The following is a 17,734-nucleotide window of genomic DNA, read 5'->3' as shown; positions in this document are numbered from 1 at the left end:
GTGAGCTGTTACTTAGCTAACATATCCCTAATGTTCGCGTAAAGGCTGTCACGCGGGCTTGATTTTTGTAGGCAAGCTTGAGGGGACGGTTTTACTGTGACTTCTACCGAATCGGTTTACTCCTCCATCCAGAGCCATGACGGGGAAATCCCGCAGCCTGGGGGACGGTGGAAACTCTTTTTATATAGCGCGATTGGAGCGTTCGTATTCTTCCTGCCGGTGACGTATCAGGATAAGCGCTCCATTCCTTTGGACCACATGGTCACCATGGTGCGTGAAGGGATTCCGGCGGCGGTGCCGTGGATTATCTTCGCCCTGGCCGTGTACGGAACGGTGCGCAGTTTTACTACTGGCGCGTTTAAAGAAAGCGTGCTTCAGGCAGTCTTTGCGGTGCTCAATATTGTGGGCGCGGTGGTTTCGTTCCTGATGGTCATCGACGCACTGCCGTGGGTGCTCGGTGACGAGGACCTGGTGCCATTCTTGTGGAACTCCATTGCCACTCCGGTTGGGCTTATCGTGCCGATTGGCGGTGCTTTCCTCGCGTTTCTCATTGGCTTTGGTTTGCTGGAATTTGTCGGCGTGCTCATGCAGCCCATCATGCGGCCACTGTGGAAGACTCCGGGGCGCTCAGCAATTGACGCGGTGGCCTCGTTTGTAGGCTCGTATTCACTGGGAATCTTGGTCACGGACCGCGTCTATCAAAAGGGCGGCTATACCGGGCGCGAGGCAGCGATTATTGCCACAGGCTTTTCGACGGTCTCTGCGGCCTTCATGGTCATCGTGGCCAAGCAGCTTGACCTGATGAAGGTCTGGGGCACCTACTTCATTGTCACGCTCATCGTGACCTTTGTGGTTACCGCCATTACCGTGCGGATTCCCCCGCTGCGCACCATTCCGGACGAGTATTTTGCGGACGCACACCCAGATCCGGAAAAGCCGGTAGAAGGCTCGCGCATCAAAAATGCGTGGCGCGAGGCGATGCTGGCGCTACAGCGCGCACCGTCGTTGTGGGAGTCCATCTGGGAGAACTTGCGCGATGGCGTCCGCATGGCGGCGGCCATTGTGCCTTCCATCATGTCGGTGGGTCTCATCGGCCTGTTGCTGGCGCGCTTTACACCCATCTTTGAGTGGATTGGCTACCTGTTCTACCCATTCGCGTGGGTAGTGCGGCTGCCGGAGCCGGTACAAGCCGGCAAGGGTGCGGCCATGGGAATTGCAGAAATGTTCCTGCCCGCCACCGCAGTGGCAGGCAGCGACAGCATGGTGCTCAAGTTCGTCATCGGCGTGGTGGCAGTCTCTGCCATTATCTTCTTCTCCGCGCTGGTGCCCTGCATCCTGGCTACCAAGATTCCGGTGAAGCTGAGCCACCTGGTCATCATTTGGTTCGAGCGCGTGGCGCTGACCATTCTTATCGCCACGCCGATTGCTCACCTGCTGTTTTGATTTAAGAGCTAGGCCCCGAGGTGGGCCGTGACGATGTCATCGATAAGCCGCGCCGCCGCTTTGGCGGTGCGGTTATCTATGTCAAAGGTGGGATTGAGCTCGACGACGTCCACCAGGGCCAGCTTGCCCGTCCGCGCAATTGCTACGGCCATGGCGCGGATGCGCTCATAACTGACGCCTAGCGACGCCGGGGCGGATACTCCCGGCGCGGTGGACGCTGGCAAAACGTCGAGGTCGATGGACAAGTGGACCTTGTCCTTGCCCTCGGTAGCCTTGGCGGCTAGCTCAGCGCACTCGGCTGGGGTGAGATTGACTAGTTCCTCGTCCAGGGTGATGGCGACGTTCAGGCTCTCTGCCTCGTCGAAAAGCACAGCGGTGTTATTGGGGCGGGAGATTCCCAACACGGTGTAGTCGAAGTCGTCGGAAAGCTCCGAAATCTGCTTGAACGGGGTGCCGGAGGTGGCGTGGTCCGCGCGGCGCAGATCGAAGTGAGCGTCCAGATTGATGATCTTGGTGGCGCCTACCGCGCGGTAGAGGCCACGGTGGGAGCCAAAGGCAGTCTCGTGCCCGCCGCCCAGGATGATGGGGAGGGTGCCGGCCTCGACGAGTTCCTGCACTTTATCGGAAAGAGCATCGTGGGCGCCGTCGAGGTCGTCGGCCTGGGTGGTGATCGTGCCGGCGTCGGCAAGCGCATGCTCATGGTGGACTGCCAAGGAACCTAGGGCAGCTCGCAGCGCGGCCGGGCCTGCGGCTGCCCCCTGGCGGCCGCCATTGCGCAGCACGCCCTCATCGGAGGCAAACCCCAGAAGCGTTACGGGGGCGGGGGAGTCGGTGGATTGATTGATAACGCTATGCCAGCGCGCGTGCTCTGGTCCCGGGCCATCGGAGCGGCCGGACCATTCGGGGGCGGGGGTGAAAAGTTCAGCTTTTTCAGTGTTCATGGTTTTCGATGTTAGGCGGAAACGACGAGTTCTTCTGGCTCTTCGGTGGGTTCATCCTCATGTGTTACTTCGTGCCGGTTGGTGAGGAAATAAACCGCCGTCATAATGGCGATGAAGGCCACGCCCACAACGAGGGAGATGCGGTATTCCTCTTGCCAGACCATGATGCCGAAGGTCATGAGGATAAATGCGATGGACAGGTACTGACCATAGGGCCAGAAGGGAACTTTGTATTTGAGGTTCGCTACGTCTTGTGTGCTCATTCCGCGCCGGGAGTACAGGTGAGCCAGCAGAATCATGAGCCATACAAACACGGTGGCGAAGGTAGCTAGCGAGGCGATGACCTCGAAGATATTTTCCGGCAGGAGGGCATTGAGGATAGTGCCAATGATCATGGTGGCGATGAGGATGATGGTGGTCATTACGGGTACGCCACGCACTACCTTGGACATGAAATTGGGGGCGTGCTTTTGGTGGGCAAGGCCGGTGATAACGCGTCCTGCACCGAAGAGGTCGGCGTTGATGGCCGATAAAGCGGCGGTGATGACCACGAAGTTGAGCAAACCTGCAGCCCAGGAAACGCCGAGGGTATTAAAGATTTGGACGAAGGGGGACTGCTCGCCGGTAATCTCGCGCCATGGGGTGATCATGAGAATGACTGCGATGGCAAGGACATAGAAAAGCAGGATGCGCATGGGCACCGTATTGATTGCTTTGGGTACGGATTTTTCTGGGTGCTGGGCTGCGCTGCCGGCAACACCGATGATTTCGGTGCCGCCAAAGGCAAAGAGAACGAGGATGAAAGAAGCGATCATGCCCGTGGGGCCGTTAGGGAAGAAGCCACCGTCGTTGACGAGGTTGACGGGGCCGGTGGTGTGGGCATCAGAAAGCCCAAAGGCTAATACCGCAAGGCCGCCGGCAATCATGGCGAGTACGGCGCCGACCTTGATGATGGTAAAGGCAAATTCCAGTTCACCGAAGGCCTTTACGGTGGCGAGGTTTGCGCCGCCCACGATGAGCAAGGTGGCTGCTACCCACACCCACTGCGAGACGTCTGGGAACCAAAAGCGCATATAAACGCCGATGGCGGTGAGGTCCGCAAGCGCTACGATGACCATCTCAAAGGCGAACATCCAGCCGGTGATGTAGCCCGCCCATCCGCCCATGAACATGCGGGCGTAGCCGGCGAAGGAGCCGGTGATGGGGTGGCGCACGGCCATTTCGCCTAGGGCGCGGAGCATGAAATACACCACCGCGCCGGCGAGGAGATAGACGACGAGGACAGAGGGGCCGGCGGCTTGGATAGCGCCGGCTGAACCATAAAACAGTCCGGTGCCGATCGCGGATCCGAGGGCGATGAAGTGCAGGTGCCTGTGTTTAAGGCCGTGTTGGGACATGGCATCTCCTAGCGTATGAAAGGTTTTATGTAGTCTAGGTCTCCATTTTCTAAAAGTGTGTCGTGGAACATATTTATTTGTCTGGAATTTCAGACTTGGTGCCGTGTGCTGCACTGATAAGCGCCACAGTGGTGCTTAAAATTGCCCTCCGTGAGTACCAACAGAGTCCCGGCGGCGCGTCATGCGATGGAGATCCTCAAGCTGTTATCCACCATTGACGTCCCTATATCTGCCGCCCGCATCCAAGGTGAGCTCAACCTGCCACGCTCGTCTACATACCACCTGCTGGCGGAGATGGTTGATGCTGGTTTTGTAGCCCATCTGCCGGAGCACAAGACCTATGGACTGGGCCTGGCGGCATATTCCATGGCTTCGGCCTATGTAACGCAGCAGCCCTTGGTGCGCATGGCCACTCGGGACTTGGAACAGTGTGCGGCGCTGGTGGGTGGATCGGGGCACCTGTCACGTATGGCTGGATCGGAAATTTTGTATCTGCAGGAGGTGCGTGCGGCCGGCGCTACCTCCTTGGTGACCGAGGTGGGTGTGCGCCTGCAAGCGCATAAGACGGCGTCCGGGCGCGTGATGCTGGCGCATCTGCCTGATGCGGAGGTGCGCGCCGCCTTTGATACTGCGGGAGGTAGCGGCTTTGCTGCATTGAAAGAACGTTTGAGTTTGGTGGCTGCACGCGGGTGGGACCAGGAGATTGAAGAAATTACCCGCGGTCAGGCCTCTGTAGCGGCGCCCATCCTGGATCACTTGGATCGTCCGGCGGCAGCGGTGGCGGTGACGTATCCGGTAGGGACGTCGGATCCGAAGGTAGACGCCGCCATTCGAGCTTTGCTGGAGGTATCGGACAAGGTAGCGGCCAAAATGTACCGCAATCGCAAAAAGTGAGGTAGCATACATTCATCGCGTTAGGCTGTCGCGCGACACATCACAATTGTTGATCCCTTATGTAGAGGAGTATTTGCCATGCCTAACGTCTACCCAACCACCGTGACCGTAAATGTCGGAGCACTGAGCATCGAGGATGTCGTTGCCGTTGCCCGCTATGGCGCGCAGGTGGAGATTGCGTCTGAAGCCCTAGAAGAGGTGGCCGCTACCCGCGAGCGAGTGGAAGAACTAGCACAAGATCCCACTCCGGTCTATGGCATTTCCACCGGCTTTGGTGCGCTCGCTCGCCGCCATATCCCTGAGGAGATGCGCGCCCAGCTGCAGCTTTCCCTGGTGCGTTCGCACGCTGCGGGTACCGGCCCGGAAGTGGAAGAAGAAGTCATCCGTGCACTGATGTTGCTGCGCCTGTCCACCTTGTGCACCGGCCGCACCGGCGTGCGCCCCGTAGTGGTGGAAACCTATGCCAAGGCCCTCAATGCCGGCATTGTGCCGGTGGTGCGAGAGTATGGCTCGCTGGGCTGTTCCGGCGATTTGGCGCCGCTTGCTCACTGTGCGCTGGCCCTGTTGGGCGAAGGTGAGGTGCGCGTGAACGGCGAGCTGCAGGATGCGGGCGAAGCCTTGGCTGCAGCTGGCATCGAGCCGCTGCAGCTGCGCGAGAAAGAAGGCCTAGCGCTTATCAACGGCACCGATGGCATGCTGGGGCAGCTCTGTTTGGCCATTACTGACCTGCGCGCGGCCGCAAAGACCGCCGATATTGCCACCGCCATGACCGTGGAAGGCCTGCTGGGTACCCTCGTGGTCTTCGCGGATGACCTGCAGCAGCTGCGGCCGCATCCGGGCCAGGCCGATGCCGCGGCCAATATCCTCCAGGTGGCCGAGGGGTCACAGATCTTGGAGGCCGCGCTGGAGGAGTTCAAGAAGAATCAGGTGCAGGATGCCTACTCCGTGCGCTGCGCCCCTCAGGTAGCTGGCGGATTCCGCGATACCTTGACCCACACCGCCCAGGTAGCAGAGCGCGAGCTAGCTGCCGCGGTGGACAACCCGGTGGTGACCAAGGATGGTCGCGTGGTCTCTAACGGCAACTTCCACGGCGCGCCGGTGGCCTATGCGCTTGACTTCCTAGCTATTGTCACCGCGGACTTGGCCTCCATTTCTGAGCGTCGCACCGATCGTTTCCTGGACCCGGCGCGCAACCGCGGGCTGAATGCCTTTCTTGCCGACGACCCCGGCGTTGACTCCGGCCACATGATCGCCCAGTACGCCCAAGCCGGCATCGTGAGCGAAATGAAGCGCCTGGCCAACCCCTCCTCGGCTGATTCCATTCCTTCTTCGGTCATGCAGGAAGACCATGTGTCCATGGGATGGTCCGCCGCCCGCAAGCTGCGCAAGGCCGTCGATGGCCTGCAGCGCGTGCTTGCCGTAGAAATCCTCACCGCCGCGCGCGCTATTGACATGCGCGAGGGTACCCCAGCCAAGGGAACCGGCGCGGTCATCGCCAAGCTGCGCGAGACCGTCAAGGGGCCAGGTGTGGACCGCTACCTATCGCCGGAAATCGAGGAGACCGTGCGCCTGGTTAAGGAGGGCGCGCTTGTCGAAGCCGTCGAGAACGCTACTGGAAAGCTGCGTGGCTAATATGTCGACTATTTCTTGGCGCCCACAATCTGAGCCCAACCCCTTGCCGTTTTCCCCTTTTAAAGCGAGCACAGTGCCGCGCCCCATTGGTTGGCTTTCCAGCGTGGATGGTGAGGGCCGCGAAAACATCGCGCCCTATAGCCAGTGGCAAAACCTCACTTTCGATCCACCCATGGTGATGTTTTCGGCCAACCAATACCCGGATGGTCGCCGCAAGGACACGGTGCTTAACGCGGAGGAAACCGGCTGGTTTGTGTGGAATATGGCCACCTATGACCTGCGTGAGGAAGTCAATAAATCCGCTCAGGTGCTTGACTATGGCGACAGCGAGTGGGACCGCCTTTCCGTTAACAAGGAATATGCGGACAATCACCACATTCCCATGGTGAAAGAATCGCCAGTGAAGTTCGAGTGCCAGTACAAAACCACGCTGCGCGTGCCCGGCAATTCTAAGGTGGGCACCATCGACCTCGTGGTAGCGGATGTAAAGACCATCCATATCGATGAATCCGTCATCGATGAGGAAGGCAAGCTCGACATCCTCAAAATCAAGCCCATCGCGCGCATGGGCTACTTTGACTACACCGTGGTCACAGAAAAGTTCGAGATGCGCGTTCCCGGCTCCGACGACGCCGCACGCGCCGGGCTAGAGGGCAGCGCGTAGTGCATCGGCCATAGCCCGCTGGCCCGCGTGGGTGGGGTGCATGGGAAAGGAATTAGTCTCCTGGCCCGTGAAATCCACCCACGGTGAGGGGGAGCAGGCGGTGTGGTCTAAGGCGGCGTCGGCAAGCACGTATATAGCCCCATTGCGCTCGGCGGCCTCGCGCACCGCCTGGTTGATGCGCTCGATGGAGCGTGCCAACCATTCCCGGTCACTGGCCGGGATTTTTTCTATGTAGGGGCAGGTCTCGCCACGCTTAATCAATGGCAGGTAGCCGGTGGCTAGGACCTTCGCAGCAGGGGAGCGGCGGTGGATCTCCTCGTAGACCTTGTCTAGACGGCGGGGTAGATCGCGAATTTCCAGGTCTATCTGCGGGCCGGATTCCGCCTGGCAGATATCATCCGTGGCGCATTGGGTAAGGCGTACGAAGCTGGCGTCATTGCCGCCGATGGACAGGCTTACCAGGTCGGTGTCTTCCCGCAGGGCGTCGACCTGGGCGGGGTGCTCGCCGGCCGAGGAAAGTACGTCGAGGGTGCTAGCGCCCTGGCAGGCTACATTGGTGAGCTCCGCGTCCATTTCCTTGGCTGCAAGCTCGGGGTAGGAATCCTGAGCGCGCACGCAGGTATTGGGCGGATCGAGCGGCAGCGTGGTTGAGCCCATGGCCGCATAGGAATCCCCCAGCGCGACATAGTGGGGTGGCTGCGGCTCCTCGGCGGGGGTGGAACAAGCGGCGAGGAGGGCCACGGAAAGGAAGGGGATGTACCGGCGCATGCAGGCCATCGTAGATCATCCCGCAGGTGTCTCATATACGAGACAGTTGGGGTGCATGTGGCATGGTACACAGAGCTGGGTCACAGTACTTTATGACATGTGACGCTGAACAAGTCCTCGGGGACAGCCCCGGGACACCGGCCTAGGGGGCTTGGGAAGGCGTCGAAAAAGCACGAAGAAAGGAAGCCATGTCTCAACCACGCGAAGTACGCGCGCCGCGCGGAACCGAACTGTCCGCCAAGTCCTGGCAGACCGAAGCGCCCTTGCGCATGCTCATGAATAACCTCGACCCCGAGGTTGCCGAGCGCCCCGAGGACCTCGTGGTCTACGGCGGCACCGGTCGTGCAGCGCGCAGCTGGGAAGCCTTTGACGCCATCGTAGAATCCCTCAAGGACCTCGAATCCGATGAAACCCTGCTGGTGCAGTCCGGCAAGCCGGTGGGCATCTGGAAGACCAATGAGTGGGCACCGCGCGTGCTTATTGCTAACTCCAACCTGGTGGGAGACTGGGCTAACTGGGAGCACTTCCGCAAGCTCGAGGACGAGGGACTCATGATGTACGGCCAGATGACGGCCGGCTCCTGGATTTACATCGCTACCCAGGGCATCCTGCAGGGCACCTTCGAGACCTTCGCAGCCGTGGCCAAGAAGCGCTTCAACGGCACCCTGGCCGGCACCTTCACCCTGACCGGCGGCTGCGGCGGCATGGGCGGCGCACAGCCGCTGTCTGTCACCCTTAACGGTGGCGCCTGCCTCATTGTCGACGTTGATGAAACCCGCCTGAAGCGCCGCCAGCATAAGCGCTACCTCGATGAGGTTGTCACCGACCTAGATGAAGCACTCAAGCTGGTTCTTGACGCTAAGGAAAACAAGAAGCCGCTCTCCGTAGGCCTGGTAGGCAACGCTGCCGAGGTATTCCCAGAGGTCCTGCGCCGCCAGCGCGCCGGGGAATTTACCGTGGACATCGTCACAGACCAGACCTCGGCCCACGATCCATTGTCTTACCTGCCCTCTGAAATCACCATGGAGGACTGGCATAACGAGGCCAAGGCAGACCCGACCACCTTTACCAAGAAGGCTCGTGAGTCCATGGCGGCCCAGGTTCAGGCTATGGTCGAATTCCAGGATGAGGGTGCCGAGGTCTTTGACTATGGCAACTCCATCCGCGATGAGGCTCGCAAGGCCGGCTACCAGCGCGCTTTCGAATTCCCCGGCTTCGTCCCGGCTTATATCCGCCCACTCTTCTGCGAGGGCTTAGGCCCGTTCCGCTGGGCCGCCCTGTCCGGTGACCCAGAGGACATCAACGTCACCGACCAAGCGCTCAAGGAGCTCTTCCCAGATAACGAGCACCTGCACAACTGGCTCGATGCCGCCGAGGAGTACGTCGAATTCGAGGGCCTGCCGGCACGGATTTGCTGGCTCGGCTATAACGAGCGCCACAAGGCCGGCCTGCTCTTCAATGACCTGGTGCGCGAGGGCAAGATCAAGGCTCCTATTGTCATCGGCCGCGACCACCTAGACTCCGGCTCCGTGGCCTCCCCGTACCGTGAGACCGAAGCCATGCTCGATGGCACCGACGCTGTAGCTGACTGGCCGCTGCTCAACGCCATGACCGCTGTGTCCTCCGGTGCTACCTGGGTTTCCCTTCACCACGGCGGCGGCGTAGGCATGGGCCGTTCCATCCACGCCGGCCAGGTTACCGTTGCGGACGGCACCGAGTTGGCCGCTGCCAAGCTGCGCGCGGTGCTGACCAATGACCCGGGCATGGGCGTTATCCGCCACGTTGATTCCGGCTACACTCGCGCAAAGGAAGTCGCCGATGAGCGCGGCGTCCGCATTCCAATGGAATTCAAGGCAAGGGACTAGATGAGCACACTTTTTACCGGCATTTCAGAACTCCGTACGGTCAGCGAGCGCGGCACGCTTAACGACGCCGCCCTGGTAGCCGAATCCGGCACCATCTCCTGGATTGGCCCGGCATCCGAAGCGCCGGCCGCCGATGAGAAGGTGGACCTGGGTGGCCGCGCCGTCCTGCCGGGATGGGTCGATTCGCACACCCACATGGTCTTCGACGGTGACCGCTCCGCTGAGTTTGAGGCCCGCATCTCCGGCGGCTCCTATGAGGCTGGCGGCATCGCCGTAACCATGGACGCCACCCGCCAGGCCGGCACCGACCGCCTGGACAAGCTGGTGGCAGATCGCGTGGCCGCTGGCCGTCGCGGCGGCACCACCACCTTCGAGACCAAGACGGGCTACGGCCTCAACACCGAGTCCGAGGTAGAGGCCGCAAAGGTCGCGTCGCGCCACGTAGATGACGTGACGTTCCTTGGCGCCCACTTGGTGCCGCCAGGGGCAGATGCGGAAGATTACCTCGACGAAGTCGTTGGCCCGATGCTTGAGGGCGTCGCTCCCTATGTGCAGTGGATCGACGTCTTCTGCGAGCGCGGAGCCTTCAACGAGGAACAATCCCGGCGCGTACTGGAAGCCGGTAAGAAGCTAGGCCTTGGCCTGCGCGTGCATGGCAACCAGCTGGGCGAAGGCCCAGGCGTGGCCCTAGCCGTGGAGTTGGGTGCGGCCTCGGTAGACCACGTCAATCACTTGAGCGACGAGGACGTAGAACTGCTGGCCAACTCCGATACCGTGGCCACGATGCTGCCGGCTTGCGATCTGTCCACCCGCGAGCCGCTAGCCCCAGGCCGCAAGCTTCTCGACGCCGGCGCAACCCTCGCCATCGCCTCCAACCTCAACCCCGGCACGTCCTATACCTCCTCGATGAACTACTGCGTGACCACCGCGGTCCTCCAGCAGTACCTGTCCGTTGATGAGGCCATACACGCGGCAACCACCGGAGGGGCGACCGCCCTGCGTCGCCACAACGTGGGCAATGGTCTCGACCCGCAGGGCCGACCCGCTAAGGGCACCATCGTGGAAGGCGCCGCCGCCGACCTGCACGTGCTCGACGCCCCCAGCGCCGTGCATTTGGCCTACCGCCCAGGCATGCCGCTGAGCTATCGCACCTTTATCGCCGGAGTCTAGCGCTCTTCTAGAAAGGTCGCCGCTATCTGATATAGCCGGCGGCCTTTTTCTTTTGTCATATGTAGCCACGCATCCTTCTTGCTGATAAAGACTGCGCGCGATCCATCCGGATCTTCCACCATAAAGAGGGTTTCTTCGTCTTGTGCACCGTGGACAGTCCACGACTCTGGGTCGTAGAGGCGACGAAAGCGCCCTAGCTCTAGCTTTACGTCGCTGCGGGTGAAAGCCGGTGGCCGGTAGGGGAGGTTGTCGGGACCATAGTCCTTTCGCGGGCCTTTTCTTTCTCCGCGCTCAAAATCGCTATAGACCTCGCTCACCTGGGCACGCACCAGCCCATTGTCGTCCTCCGTGGATTCTATGCGCAGGCATAAAGGGTGCCGGGGCCGTGAAGTAAAGCAGGAGTATAGGTGGCCTATCTTCGGCTTATCGACGGCGCTAAAGGTCACAAACTTGCCACGGGATGCGAAATCAAACTCCACCGGAAAGTAGGTTGTGTTCTCGTTGTCCACCACGCTGCCGAGGCTAAGAAGCTTTGGGCGTGCGGCGTATTCCGTGCAGTGAAAGCGCACTGGCTCTAGCTCCACCACATAAAATTCAAAATTATCCTCCACCCCGGTTATGCGAAAGACGGGGTTTAGATGAAAACGCCGGTCTGTTATGTGTACAAACTCTCCGCGCTGTGGCCGACGGCTGCGTCTAGTGGGGTATATAAGGCCCGTAGACAGCGAGGACAAATATAGGTCTACCGGCGGGTCCAGTTCCGTGCTGAACCCTGGATAAGAACTTAGCTTGGCGCGGATACGTGCTTGGTCGTCAAGGAATCGTGGGCGTGGATGACTCATAGGCTGCACAGTAGAAGACCGCCCCGACACCATACTTCAGTGTTTTCGAACTGTTTCGAACAGGGCAGGAAATCTGGGCTAGGAAAGCCTAGGAGCTGCGCAATGGAGTTTATAGCTGCAATCGCGTAGGGTTGGTGAAGCAATGAGCATTACCGATAACGCCACCGGCGGCGTCAACGAGCCGGAAGATTTTAAAAAGTCGGAATCTCAGGACAACTCGCAAGGTGTCACCAAGGACACCAGGGCTGCGAATACTTCTGAGGACACCGGCGCTGAGTCTCAAGACTCGGCCAACGACAACTCCCAGGGGTTCGCACATCTTGGCCTGCCAGAGAAGATTCTGGAAGCCGTTGCGAAAGTAGGCTTTACCAAGCCGTCCCCCATTCAAGAAGAAACCATCCCGATCTTGATGGAAGGCCGCGATGTAGTCGGCCTCGCCCAGACCGGTACCGGCAAAACCGCGGCCTTCGCGCTGCCAGTTCTGTCGCAAATTGACGCTAAGGCCCGTCACCCGCAGGCACTTGTGCTCGCGCCAACCCGCGAGCTGGCCCTGCAGGTGGCAGACTCCTTCCAGTCCTTCGCCGAGTCCCTCAAGGGCGTCGAGGTACTGCCTATCTACGGCGGTCAGGCCTACGGCATTCAGCTATCCGGTCTGCGTCGCGGTGCGCAGGTCATCGTGGGTACTCCTGGTCGTGTCATCGACCACTTGGAAAAGGGCTCGCTGGACCTGTCTCAGCTGCAGTTCCTCGTCCTTGATGAGGCCGATGAAATGCTGAACATGGGCTTCCAGGAAGACGTTGAGCGCATCTTGGAGGATACCCCGGACCGCAAGCAGGTGGCGCTTTTCTCGGCTACCATGCCGAACGCTATCCGGCGCCTTTCTAAGCGCTACCTCGACAACCCTGCCGAGGTCACGGTGAAGTCCGAGCGCCGCACCAATGACAACATCACGCAGCGCTTCCTCCTCATTCCGCATCGCGCGAAGATGGATGCTTTCACCCGCATCCTTGAGGTCATTAATTATGATGCCATCATCGTCTTTTGCCGCACGAAGCACGAGACCGAAGAGGTAGCCCAGACCCTGCGGGACCGCGGTTTTAGCGCCGCAGCCATCAACGGTGATATTGCGCAGGCGCAGCGCGAGCGTACCGTCGATCAGCTCAAGGATGGCCGTCTGGACATCCTCGTGGCTACCGATGTTGCCGCTCGTGGCCTCGACGTCGACCGCATCACCCACGTGGTTAACTTCGATATTCCTAACGACACCGAGTCCTACGTGCACCGCATCGGCCGCACCGGCCGCGCGGGGCGCTCTGGCGAAGCCATCTTGTTCGTCACTCCGCGCGAGCGGCGCATGCTGCGTTCCATTGAGCGCGTAACCAATGCCCGCTTGGAAGAAATGGATTTGCCTTCCGTCGATGAGGTCAATGAAAAGCGCAAGGAGAAGTTTGCGCAATCCATTACCGCCTCCATGGACAATAAGCAGGCTGACTTCTTCCGTACCCTCGTGCGTAAATACTCCGAGGACAATAATGCGGCAATGGACGATATCGCCGCGGCTCTCGCAGTCATGCTGCAGGGCGGCAAGAACTTCCTCATGGAGGATAAACCGCTACCAAAGCCCAAGCGTGATCGCCGGGACGATCGTAAGCGCGACCGTGATTTCAAGGGCGGCGGCAAGGGCCGTGGCCCGAAACGACCCGATGGGGATTTTGAGACGTACCGGTTGGACGTCGGCAAGCGGCAGAATGTGCGGCCTGGCGCTATCGTTGGCGCCATTGCCAACGAAGGTGGCTTGTCCGCTAAGGACTTCGGCCGCATCACCATCGCGGTAGGCCACACCTTGGTGGACCTGCCGAAGAATTTGGATCCAGCTGTGCTCAAGCGCCTAAAAGATACGCGCATTTCCGGCCAGCTCATCAATATTCAAAAGGACACCGGCCGACCACCACGCCGTGACCACGGTGGTGGACGCAAGCGCGGTGGACGCTGGCGCGACTAAATTTTTCGACTCAATGGGCCTCTTCGGAGGCCCATTTTTTCATGCGCTGTGACCAGCAGTTTTACTATAAACGGGGGTAGCGTGTCGGAGCGATTTTATATACTAAAAGCGCAAACATGTTCTAGGGAAACTTCTGCGGGGGAAGTCTATGAATGCGCCCTACTTTGCCAGTACCAATCCACAAAATTCAACTTCACGAGCAGCTACAACCATACGCAAGGCCGAATACCTGCTATGGAGGCGCCTGCATCCAGATCCGGATGAGGATATCGAAATCATCAGCCAATCGTTGTCGGACCTTACCGGTACGCGGCAGTCTCGAATTAGAAATATTATCTTCGCCTTTGAGCGCTTAAAAGAGCTACCACGCCTTCAAGCGCGGCAGGAAGAGCTCTACCACCTAGATTTAGACCGCTTAATAACTATCGACCAGACACTCTCCAAGCTAGGGGAGATTGGCACCGAGCACCGACAGCTTATCGACGTCGAATTAACCACCTATCTCACCCCCAAGCGCCCCAACCAGAAATTGCCGTCCCATCGCAACCTGCGGCGCAAGTTGCGGGAGCTTATTGTCCGCCTCGATCCCACTATCGCCGCGCGCGATCCACGCCGTAAGGAGTCTTATAACCTCGAGCCCACAGGAGGGGAGTGGGCTGCAGTTTGTCTCGACGTGGGCCTAGAAACCGCCGAAATCATTGACCGAAATATCCGCAGCGTGGCTACGGAGAAGGACATTTCCTTGGCCCAAGCGGCAGTTGCCCTTCTCACCGGCGAGGCTGAAGCCAAGGCGAAGGTGGTGCTCAATATGTACCGCTGCGATCTTCCTGATGCGCCAGCCTTCGTTCAAAGTTTGGGTTGGGTCTCGCCAGAGGTTGCCGACGACATGCAAACGCGGGCGACAACCGTCCGCGATATGGAAAAGGCAGCACAGGACGAAAGTGGAAACTACTTAACGCCGCCACATATCCGTGCCTTTGTGGAAGGACTCGACGGAACCTGCCGATGGCCCGGCTGCACGCGGCCAGCAATGGCTTCCCAGATGGACCATCGACACGACTTTGCCGAAGGAGGGCCTACGGCGGCGGCCAATCTTGCGTGCCTATGCCAACATCACCACAACATCAAGACTGATGGGCGGGCGTTTTATATAAAGGATCCGATTAGTGGGGACATAGTCTGGCTTTTTGAGGATTCCACGTGGGTCTATGACGAAGCTAGCGGGCCACTCGCAGCGAAAAATCGGAGGTGGGCGCAGACGGTGGCGCAGGCGACACAGCGGCGTCGGCACAATGCGCACGAAGATGCACAGAAATTGAAAGAAGAGCTGGAAAATGAGAAACTGGACAGCAAAGAAACTGTCCCGGAAGAGTAGATGGCCTTCTAAAAGACCATTTAGAAGTGGACGTACATCAGGATCAGGCAAATGATCCATAGGAGGTTAAATACGCCACCGAACGCGGACAGTGGCTTCTTTGCCGCCGCGTAGTCAAAGTTTTCGTTGGACTCGAGGGCGGCCATTGCTTTCTTCTGCTTAGGAATGATGACGAAGAAAAGCAAGCACCACGCGATGATGGCAACCAAGATGGCGATGTGGAAGTTTACCTCGGATTTGTAGGCGCTGATATCGGAAAGGAATACGCCGAGTCCGAGGATAGGCACGATAGCGGAGATGTAGCCGTAGGTATTGGTGATGTTATGCAGAACGCGGGCGGAGCCGAGGGCTGCGTGCTCACCTTGTGCTGCCTTTGCCATCTGAGTCTGGAAGCTGGAGGTAGATACGCAGACTGGACCGATTAAGAGAATAGCTGCGGCCACGTGGAGGAATACAAGGAAAGTAGTCATTGAAAGAATCCTTCAGTTGCGAAATGTTGCTACGACAACCCTAATCAATTCCCGGCAGGAGTTCGAACCGACATTGCCGCTGCATAACCCGTACGTCCTTGGCGGGGAGGGGGAGGGAGTACTTCTTGGCGACGTCGGCAAGCCGCCGAGAATAGGCACAACGATTGGCGGGCGGTAGCCATTCGGCAGGAAGAGCATCCGACTTTTCTTGGTTGAGCTTGCGGCTGGTGGCTACGAGATTGAGCGGATCGTTGCCAAAGCGCACTTTGGTCTCGCGGTCCCACTCGGAAGCGCCCATGTCATAGGCCGCGGAGAGCGGAAAGATGTGGTCGATCTCTATGGGTGAAGTGGCAGGAATGGTGGTGCCACTATAAGGGTCATAGACGGTCCCACTGCGGGCATGGCAATCGTGGAGGGGATCGCTAGCCTGGCTTTCCAGAATGGCCTCGCGGGTGCTACAGGCACCGTGGGGCTGCCAGATGCCGAAATCATCGCGATTGTAACCAGCGGCGTTAGGGCGTGCAGCTACGGTATCGACCTCAAAACGTGGAAAAGGCCACGCATACCATGCGCCGATAAGGACGGTGACGCATGATAGCGCGGCCAGATAATAGGACTTCATGTCCTATTGGACTGCGTGGAGTCCGTGATGGTTCCGATTATTTATCGGTGACCTTTTCCGCGGCCTCCTCGAAGTCGAGGCTGGAGTCCTTTTCCACGAGTTTGGCCAGCTTGGTGGCCTCTTCAAACTCGCTAACAACTTCCGGTGCTGGCTCCTTGGTGAGCTTGGTGACGATGACGGCCACGATGAGGGCCAGGAAGAAGCCAGGAACCATCTCGTAGAGGGTATCGGAAAGCGGAGACATGCCCCAGCCGATGGCTACGATGGCGCCGGTGAGCATGCCGGCAATCGCGCCGGTGGCGTTGAAACGCTTCCAGTACAGGGACAGCAAGATGATTGGGCCGAAAGCGGAACCGAAGCCTGCCCACGCAAAGCCCACAAGGCCAAGGATGGAGTCAGACGGGTTGATCGCCAAGAGGGCGGCAATGACCGCGATGGCAACGATTGCGGTGCGGGAGAGGTTGATGAGGACCTGTTCGCCTGGCTTCTTCTTGGCAAAGATGAGGAAGAGGTCCTCGATGAGGGAAGTAGAGACGACGAGCATCTGGGAAGACATGGTGGACATGATGGCGGCTAGAACCGCGGTCAGGACGAAGCCTGCGGGCAACGGGTGCATCATGGCCTGTGCCATGTCCAGGAAGATGGTTTCGAAATTGTCCTGGTCGGTGATGCTGTGGCCGGTTTGGGTGAAGTAAACGGTGCCAGAGAGCGCGACGAAGATTGCGCCGATGACGGACAGACCCATCCAAGTCACGCCGTAGAAGCGGCCTTGGCTGGCGTCGGAAGGCTTACGCAGCGCCATGAAACGGACAACGATGTGCGGCTGGCCAAAGTAGCCCAAGCCCCAGGCCAGGTTGCCGATGATAACGCCGGCGGATACACCTGCGAACATGGAGAAGTAGCTGTCATTTTCCACTACACCATCGGTGCCATAGGGATTATCGGCGGCAAACGAGAAGATCGAGGATGGATCGCTGAGAGAGACAATGGCCATGATCGGCACGATCATGAGGGCGACGAACATGAGCACGCCCTGGACGACGTCCGTGTAAGACACCGCCAAGAAGCCACCGACGAAGGTGTAGAAGATGGTCACCGCAGCGATGACGAGCATGCCGGTGAGGTAGTCGCCACCGAAGGTGGACTCGAAGTAGCGGCCACCGGAAACCATGCCGGAGGAGACGTAGAAGGTAAAGAAGAAGATAATGATGGCTGCGGAGATAATGCGCAGCAGGCGGGACTTATCGTGCAGGCGGTTTTCAAAAAAGGACGGCACCGTAATCGAGTTGGCCGCGATTTCCGAGTAAGAACGCAGGCGCGGTGCGACCCACTTCCAGTTAGCCCAGCAGCCGACGAGCAGGCCAATGGCCATCCATAGCTCGGACATACCGGAGAGGAAGAGGGCGCCGGGCAGGCCCATGAGTAGCCAGCCGGACATATCGGATGCGCCAGCGGAAAGAGCCGCTACGAATGGGTGCAGGCCACGGCCGCCCAAAACATAATCATCATATTGGTCGGTTTGTTTGTAGCTCCAGTAGCCAATGGCTGCCATTGCGAGGAGATACACGATCATCGCAATGACGTACCAAGTTGAATCTTGCACGTTTTACTCCTTGTAGTGATATGTAGGACACATTCACGTTAACGGG

General features: G+C 59.2%; 15 protein-coding genes. 8 read left to right on the top strand and 7 right to left on the bottom strand.

The genetic code is table 11. The features are described 5' to 3' along the window. The first annotated feature begins 96 nt into the window (after window positions 1-96). Window positions 97-1,443 (top strand): YjiH family protein, encoded by a 1,347-nt coding sequence (locus tag ACLI1L_RS08175; protein WP_284798590.1) that lies wholly within the window; start codon window positions 97-99, stop codon window positions 1,441-1,443. Between the two features lie 8 nt (window positions 1,444-1,451). On the opposite strand, the gene hutG is transcribed toward ACLI1L_RS08175, so the two are convergent. Then, on the bottom strand, window positions 1,452-2,384 hold the full coding sequence (gene hutG, locus ACLI1L_RS08170; RefSeq protein WP_411707315.1) for a formimidoylglutamase: 933 nt from the start codon (window positions 2,382-2,384) through the stop codon (window positions 1,452-1,454). An 11-nt stretch (window positions 2,385-2,395) separates the two neighbouring features. Further along, window positions 2,396-3,781, bottom strand: coding sequence for an amino acid permease (locus tag ACLI1L_RS08165; RefSeq protein WP_086588064.1), 1,386 nt, complete (start codon window positions 3,779-3,781; stop codon window positions 2,396-2,398). A gap of 186 nt (window positions 3,782-3,967) precedes the next feature. Between ACLI1L_RS08165 and ACLI1L_RS08160 the strand changes: the two genes are divergently transcribed. The 3 genes from ACLI1L_RS08160 to ACLI1L_RS08150 all read left to right on the top strand — a co-directional run bounded on the left by ACLI1L_RS08160 (window position 3,968) and on the right by ACLI1L_RS08150 (window position 6,971). Continuing rightward, on the top strand, window positions 3,968-4,675 hold the full coding sequence (locus ACLI1L_RS08160; protein WP_411708365.1) for an IclR family transcriptional regulator: 708 nt from the start codon (window positions 3,968-3,970) through the stop codon (window positions 4,673-4,675). Window positions 4,676-4,753: 78 nt separating this feature from the next. Further along, entirely contained in the window at window positions 4,754-6,307 is a 1,554-nt protein-coding gene (hutH, locus tag ACLI1L_RS08155; RefSeq protein ID WP_411707314.1) for a histidine ammonia-lyase, read from the top strand. Window positions 6,308-6,380: 73 nt separating this feature from the next. After that, the gene (locus ACLI1L_RS08150; RefSeq protein ID WP_411707313.1) at window positions 6,381-6,971 is read left to right on the top strand and encodes a flavin reductase family protein; all 591 of its coding nucleotides are present in this window, start codon (window positions 6,381-6,383) and stop codon (window positions 6,969-6,971) included. On the opposite strand, the gene ACLI1L_RS08145 is transcribed toward ACLI1L_RS08150, so the two are convergent. Next, window positions 6,954-7,739, bottom strand: coding sequence for an SGNH/GDSL hydrolase family protein (locus ACLI1L_RS08145; protein WP_408910309.1), 786 nt, complete (start codon window positions 7,737-7,739; stop codon window positions 6,954-6,956). The two genes, ACLI1L_RS08150 and ACLI1L_RS08145, sit on opposite strands and share 18 nt — an antisense overlap. 188 nt (window positions 7,740-7,927) lie before the next feature. Here ACLI1L_RS08145 and ACLI1L_RS08140 point away from each other — a divergent pair, with 188 nt between their 5' ends. Beyond that, window positions 7,928-9,604: a urocanate hydratase gene (locus ACLI1L_RS08140; RefSeq protein WP_411707312.1), complete on the top strand. Its 1,677-nt coding sequence runs from the start codon at window positions 7,928-7,930 to the stop codon at window positions 9,602-9,604. Continuing rightward, on the top strand, window positions 9,605-10,774 hold the full coding sequence (gene hutI / locus ACLI1L_RS08135; protein ID WP_411707311.1) for an imidazolonepropionase: 1,170 nt from the start codon (window positions 9,605-9,607) through the stop codon (window positions 10,772-10,774). Here the strand turns inward: hutI and ACLI1L_RS08130 are convergent. Then, window positions 10,771-11,385, bottom strand: a complete 615-nt coding sequence (locus tag ACLI1L_RS08130) for a hypothetical protein (RefSeq protein ID WP_411707310.1) — start codon at window positions 11,383-11,385, stop codon at window positions 10,771-10,773. The genes hutI and ACLI1L_RS08130 overlap by 4 nt on opposite strands. A 373-nt stretch (window positions 11,386-11,758) precedes the next feature. Here ACLI1L_RS08130 and ACLI1L_RS08125 point away from each other — a divergent pair, with 373 nt between their 5' ends. Together ACLI1L_RS08125 and ACLI1L_RS08120 are read left to right on the top strand one after the other, a co-directional pair. Continuing rightward, a complete protein-coding gene (locus ACLI1L_RS08125) occupies window positions 11,759-13,618 on the top strand; it encodes a DEAD/DEAH box helicase (protein ID WP_394286095.1) in 1,860 nt (619 codons plus the stop codon). A gap of 148 nt (window positions 13,619-13,766) precedes the next feature. Beyond that, the gene (locus ACLI1L_RS08120) at window positions 13,767-14,993 is read left to right on the top strand and encodes an HNH endonuclease (RefSeq protein WP_411707309.1); all 1,227 of its coding nucleotides are present in this window, start codon (window positions 13,767-13,769) and stop codon (window positions 14,991-14,993) included. Window positions 14,994-15,013: 20 nt separating this feature from the next. Here ACLI1L_RS08120 and ACLI1L_RS08115 read toward each other — a convergent pair whose 3' ends face one another. Genes ACLI1L_RS08115 through putP form a run of 3 tightly spaced genes read right to left on the bottom strand, consistent with a single transcriptional unit; the run spans window position 15,014 to window position 17,688 of the window. Next, window positions 15,014-15,463 (bottom strand): DUF2269 domain-containing protein, encoded by a 450-nt coding sequence (locus tag ACLI1L_RS08115; RefSeq protein WP_411707308.1) that lies wholly within the window; start codon window positions 15,461-15,463, stop codon window positions 15,014-15,016. Window positions 15,464-15,503: 40 nt separating this feature from the next. Beyond that, window positions 15,504-16,085 carry an HNH endonuclease family protein gene (locus ACLI1L_RS08110; protein WP_411707307.1) on the bottom strand — a complete coding sequence of 194 codons (582 nt, stop codon included), beginning with the start codon at window positions 16,083-16,085 and terminating at the stop codon, window positions 15,504-15,506. A gap of 37 nt (window positions 16,086-16,122) precedes the next feature. Continuing rightward, window positions 16,123-17,688 carry a sodium/proline symporter PutP gene (gene putP / locus ACLI1L_RS08105; protein WP_411707306.1) on the bottom strand — a complete coding sequence of 522 codons (1,566 nt, stop codon included), beginning with the start codon at window positions 17,686-17,688 and terminating at the stop codon, window positions 16,123-16,125. Window positions 17,689-17,734: the final 46 nt, after the last annotated feature.

It is taken from the genome of Corynebacterium sp. LaCa117, from assembly GCF_046717765.1.
Classification (GTDB): Bacteria; Actinomycetota; Actinomycetes; order Mycobacteriales; family Mycobacteriaceae; genus Corynebacterium; species Corynebacterium kefirresidentii.
The sequence above is the reverse complement of the archived record's forward strand: the minus strand, read 5'-3'. Positions and strand labels throughout refer to the sequence as shown.

What these genes read in the sequence shown, in the direction of transcription:
- hutG (WP_411707315.1), bottom strand. Translation starts at nt 2,384, where the DNA reads ATGAACACTGAAAAAGCTGAACTTTTCACCCCCGCCCCCGAATGGTCC.
- ACLI1L_RS08165 (WP_086588064.1), bottom strand. Translation starts at nt 3,781, where the DNA reads ATGTCCCAACACGGCCTTAAACACAGGCACCTGCACTTCATCGCCCTC.
- ACLI1L_RS08160 (WP_411708365.1), top strand. Translation starts at nt 3,968, where the DNA reads ATGGAGATCCTCAAGCTGTTATCCACCATTGACGTCCCTATATCTGCC.
- hutH (WP_411707314.1), top strand. Translation starts at nt 4,754, where the DNA reads ATGCCTAACGTCTACCCAACCACCGTGACCGTAAATGTCGGAGCACTG.
- ACLI1L_RS08145 (WP_408910309.1), bottom strand. Translation starts at nt 7,739, where the DNA reads ATGCGCCGGTACATCCCCTTCCTTTCCGTGGCCCTCCTCGCCGCTTGT.
- ACLI1L_RS08140 (WP_411707312.1), top strand. Translation starts at nt 7,928, where the DNA reads ATGTCTCAACCACGCGAAGTACGCGCGCCGCGCGGAACCGAACTGTCC.
- hutI (WP_411707311.1), top strand. Translation starts at nt 9,605, where the DNA reads ATGAGCACACTTTTTACCGGCATTTCAGAACTCCGTACGGTCAGCGAG.
- ACLI1L_RS08125 (WP_394286095.1), top strand. Translation starts at nt 11,759, where the DNA reads ATGAGCATTACCGATAACGCCACCGGCGGCGTCAACGAGCCGGAAGAT.
- ACLI1L_RS08120 (WP_411707309.1), top strand. Translation starts at nt 13,767, where the DNA reads ATGAATGCGCCCTACTTTGCCAGTACCAATCCACAAAATTCAACTTCA.
- ACLI1L_RS08115 (WP_411707308.1), bottom strand. Translation starts at nt 15,463, where the DNA reads ATGACTACTTTCCTTGTATTCCTCCACGTGGCCGCAGCTATTCTCTTA.
- ACLI1L_RS08110 (WP_411707307.1), bottom strand. Translation starts at nt 16,085, where the DNA reads ATGAAGTCCTATTATCTGGCCGCGCTATCATGCGTCACCGTCCTTATC.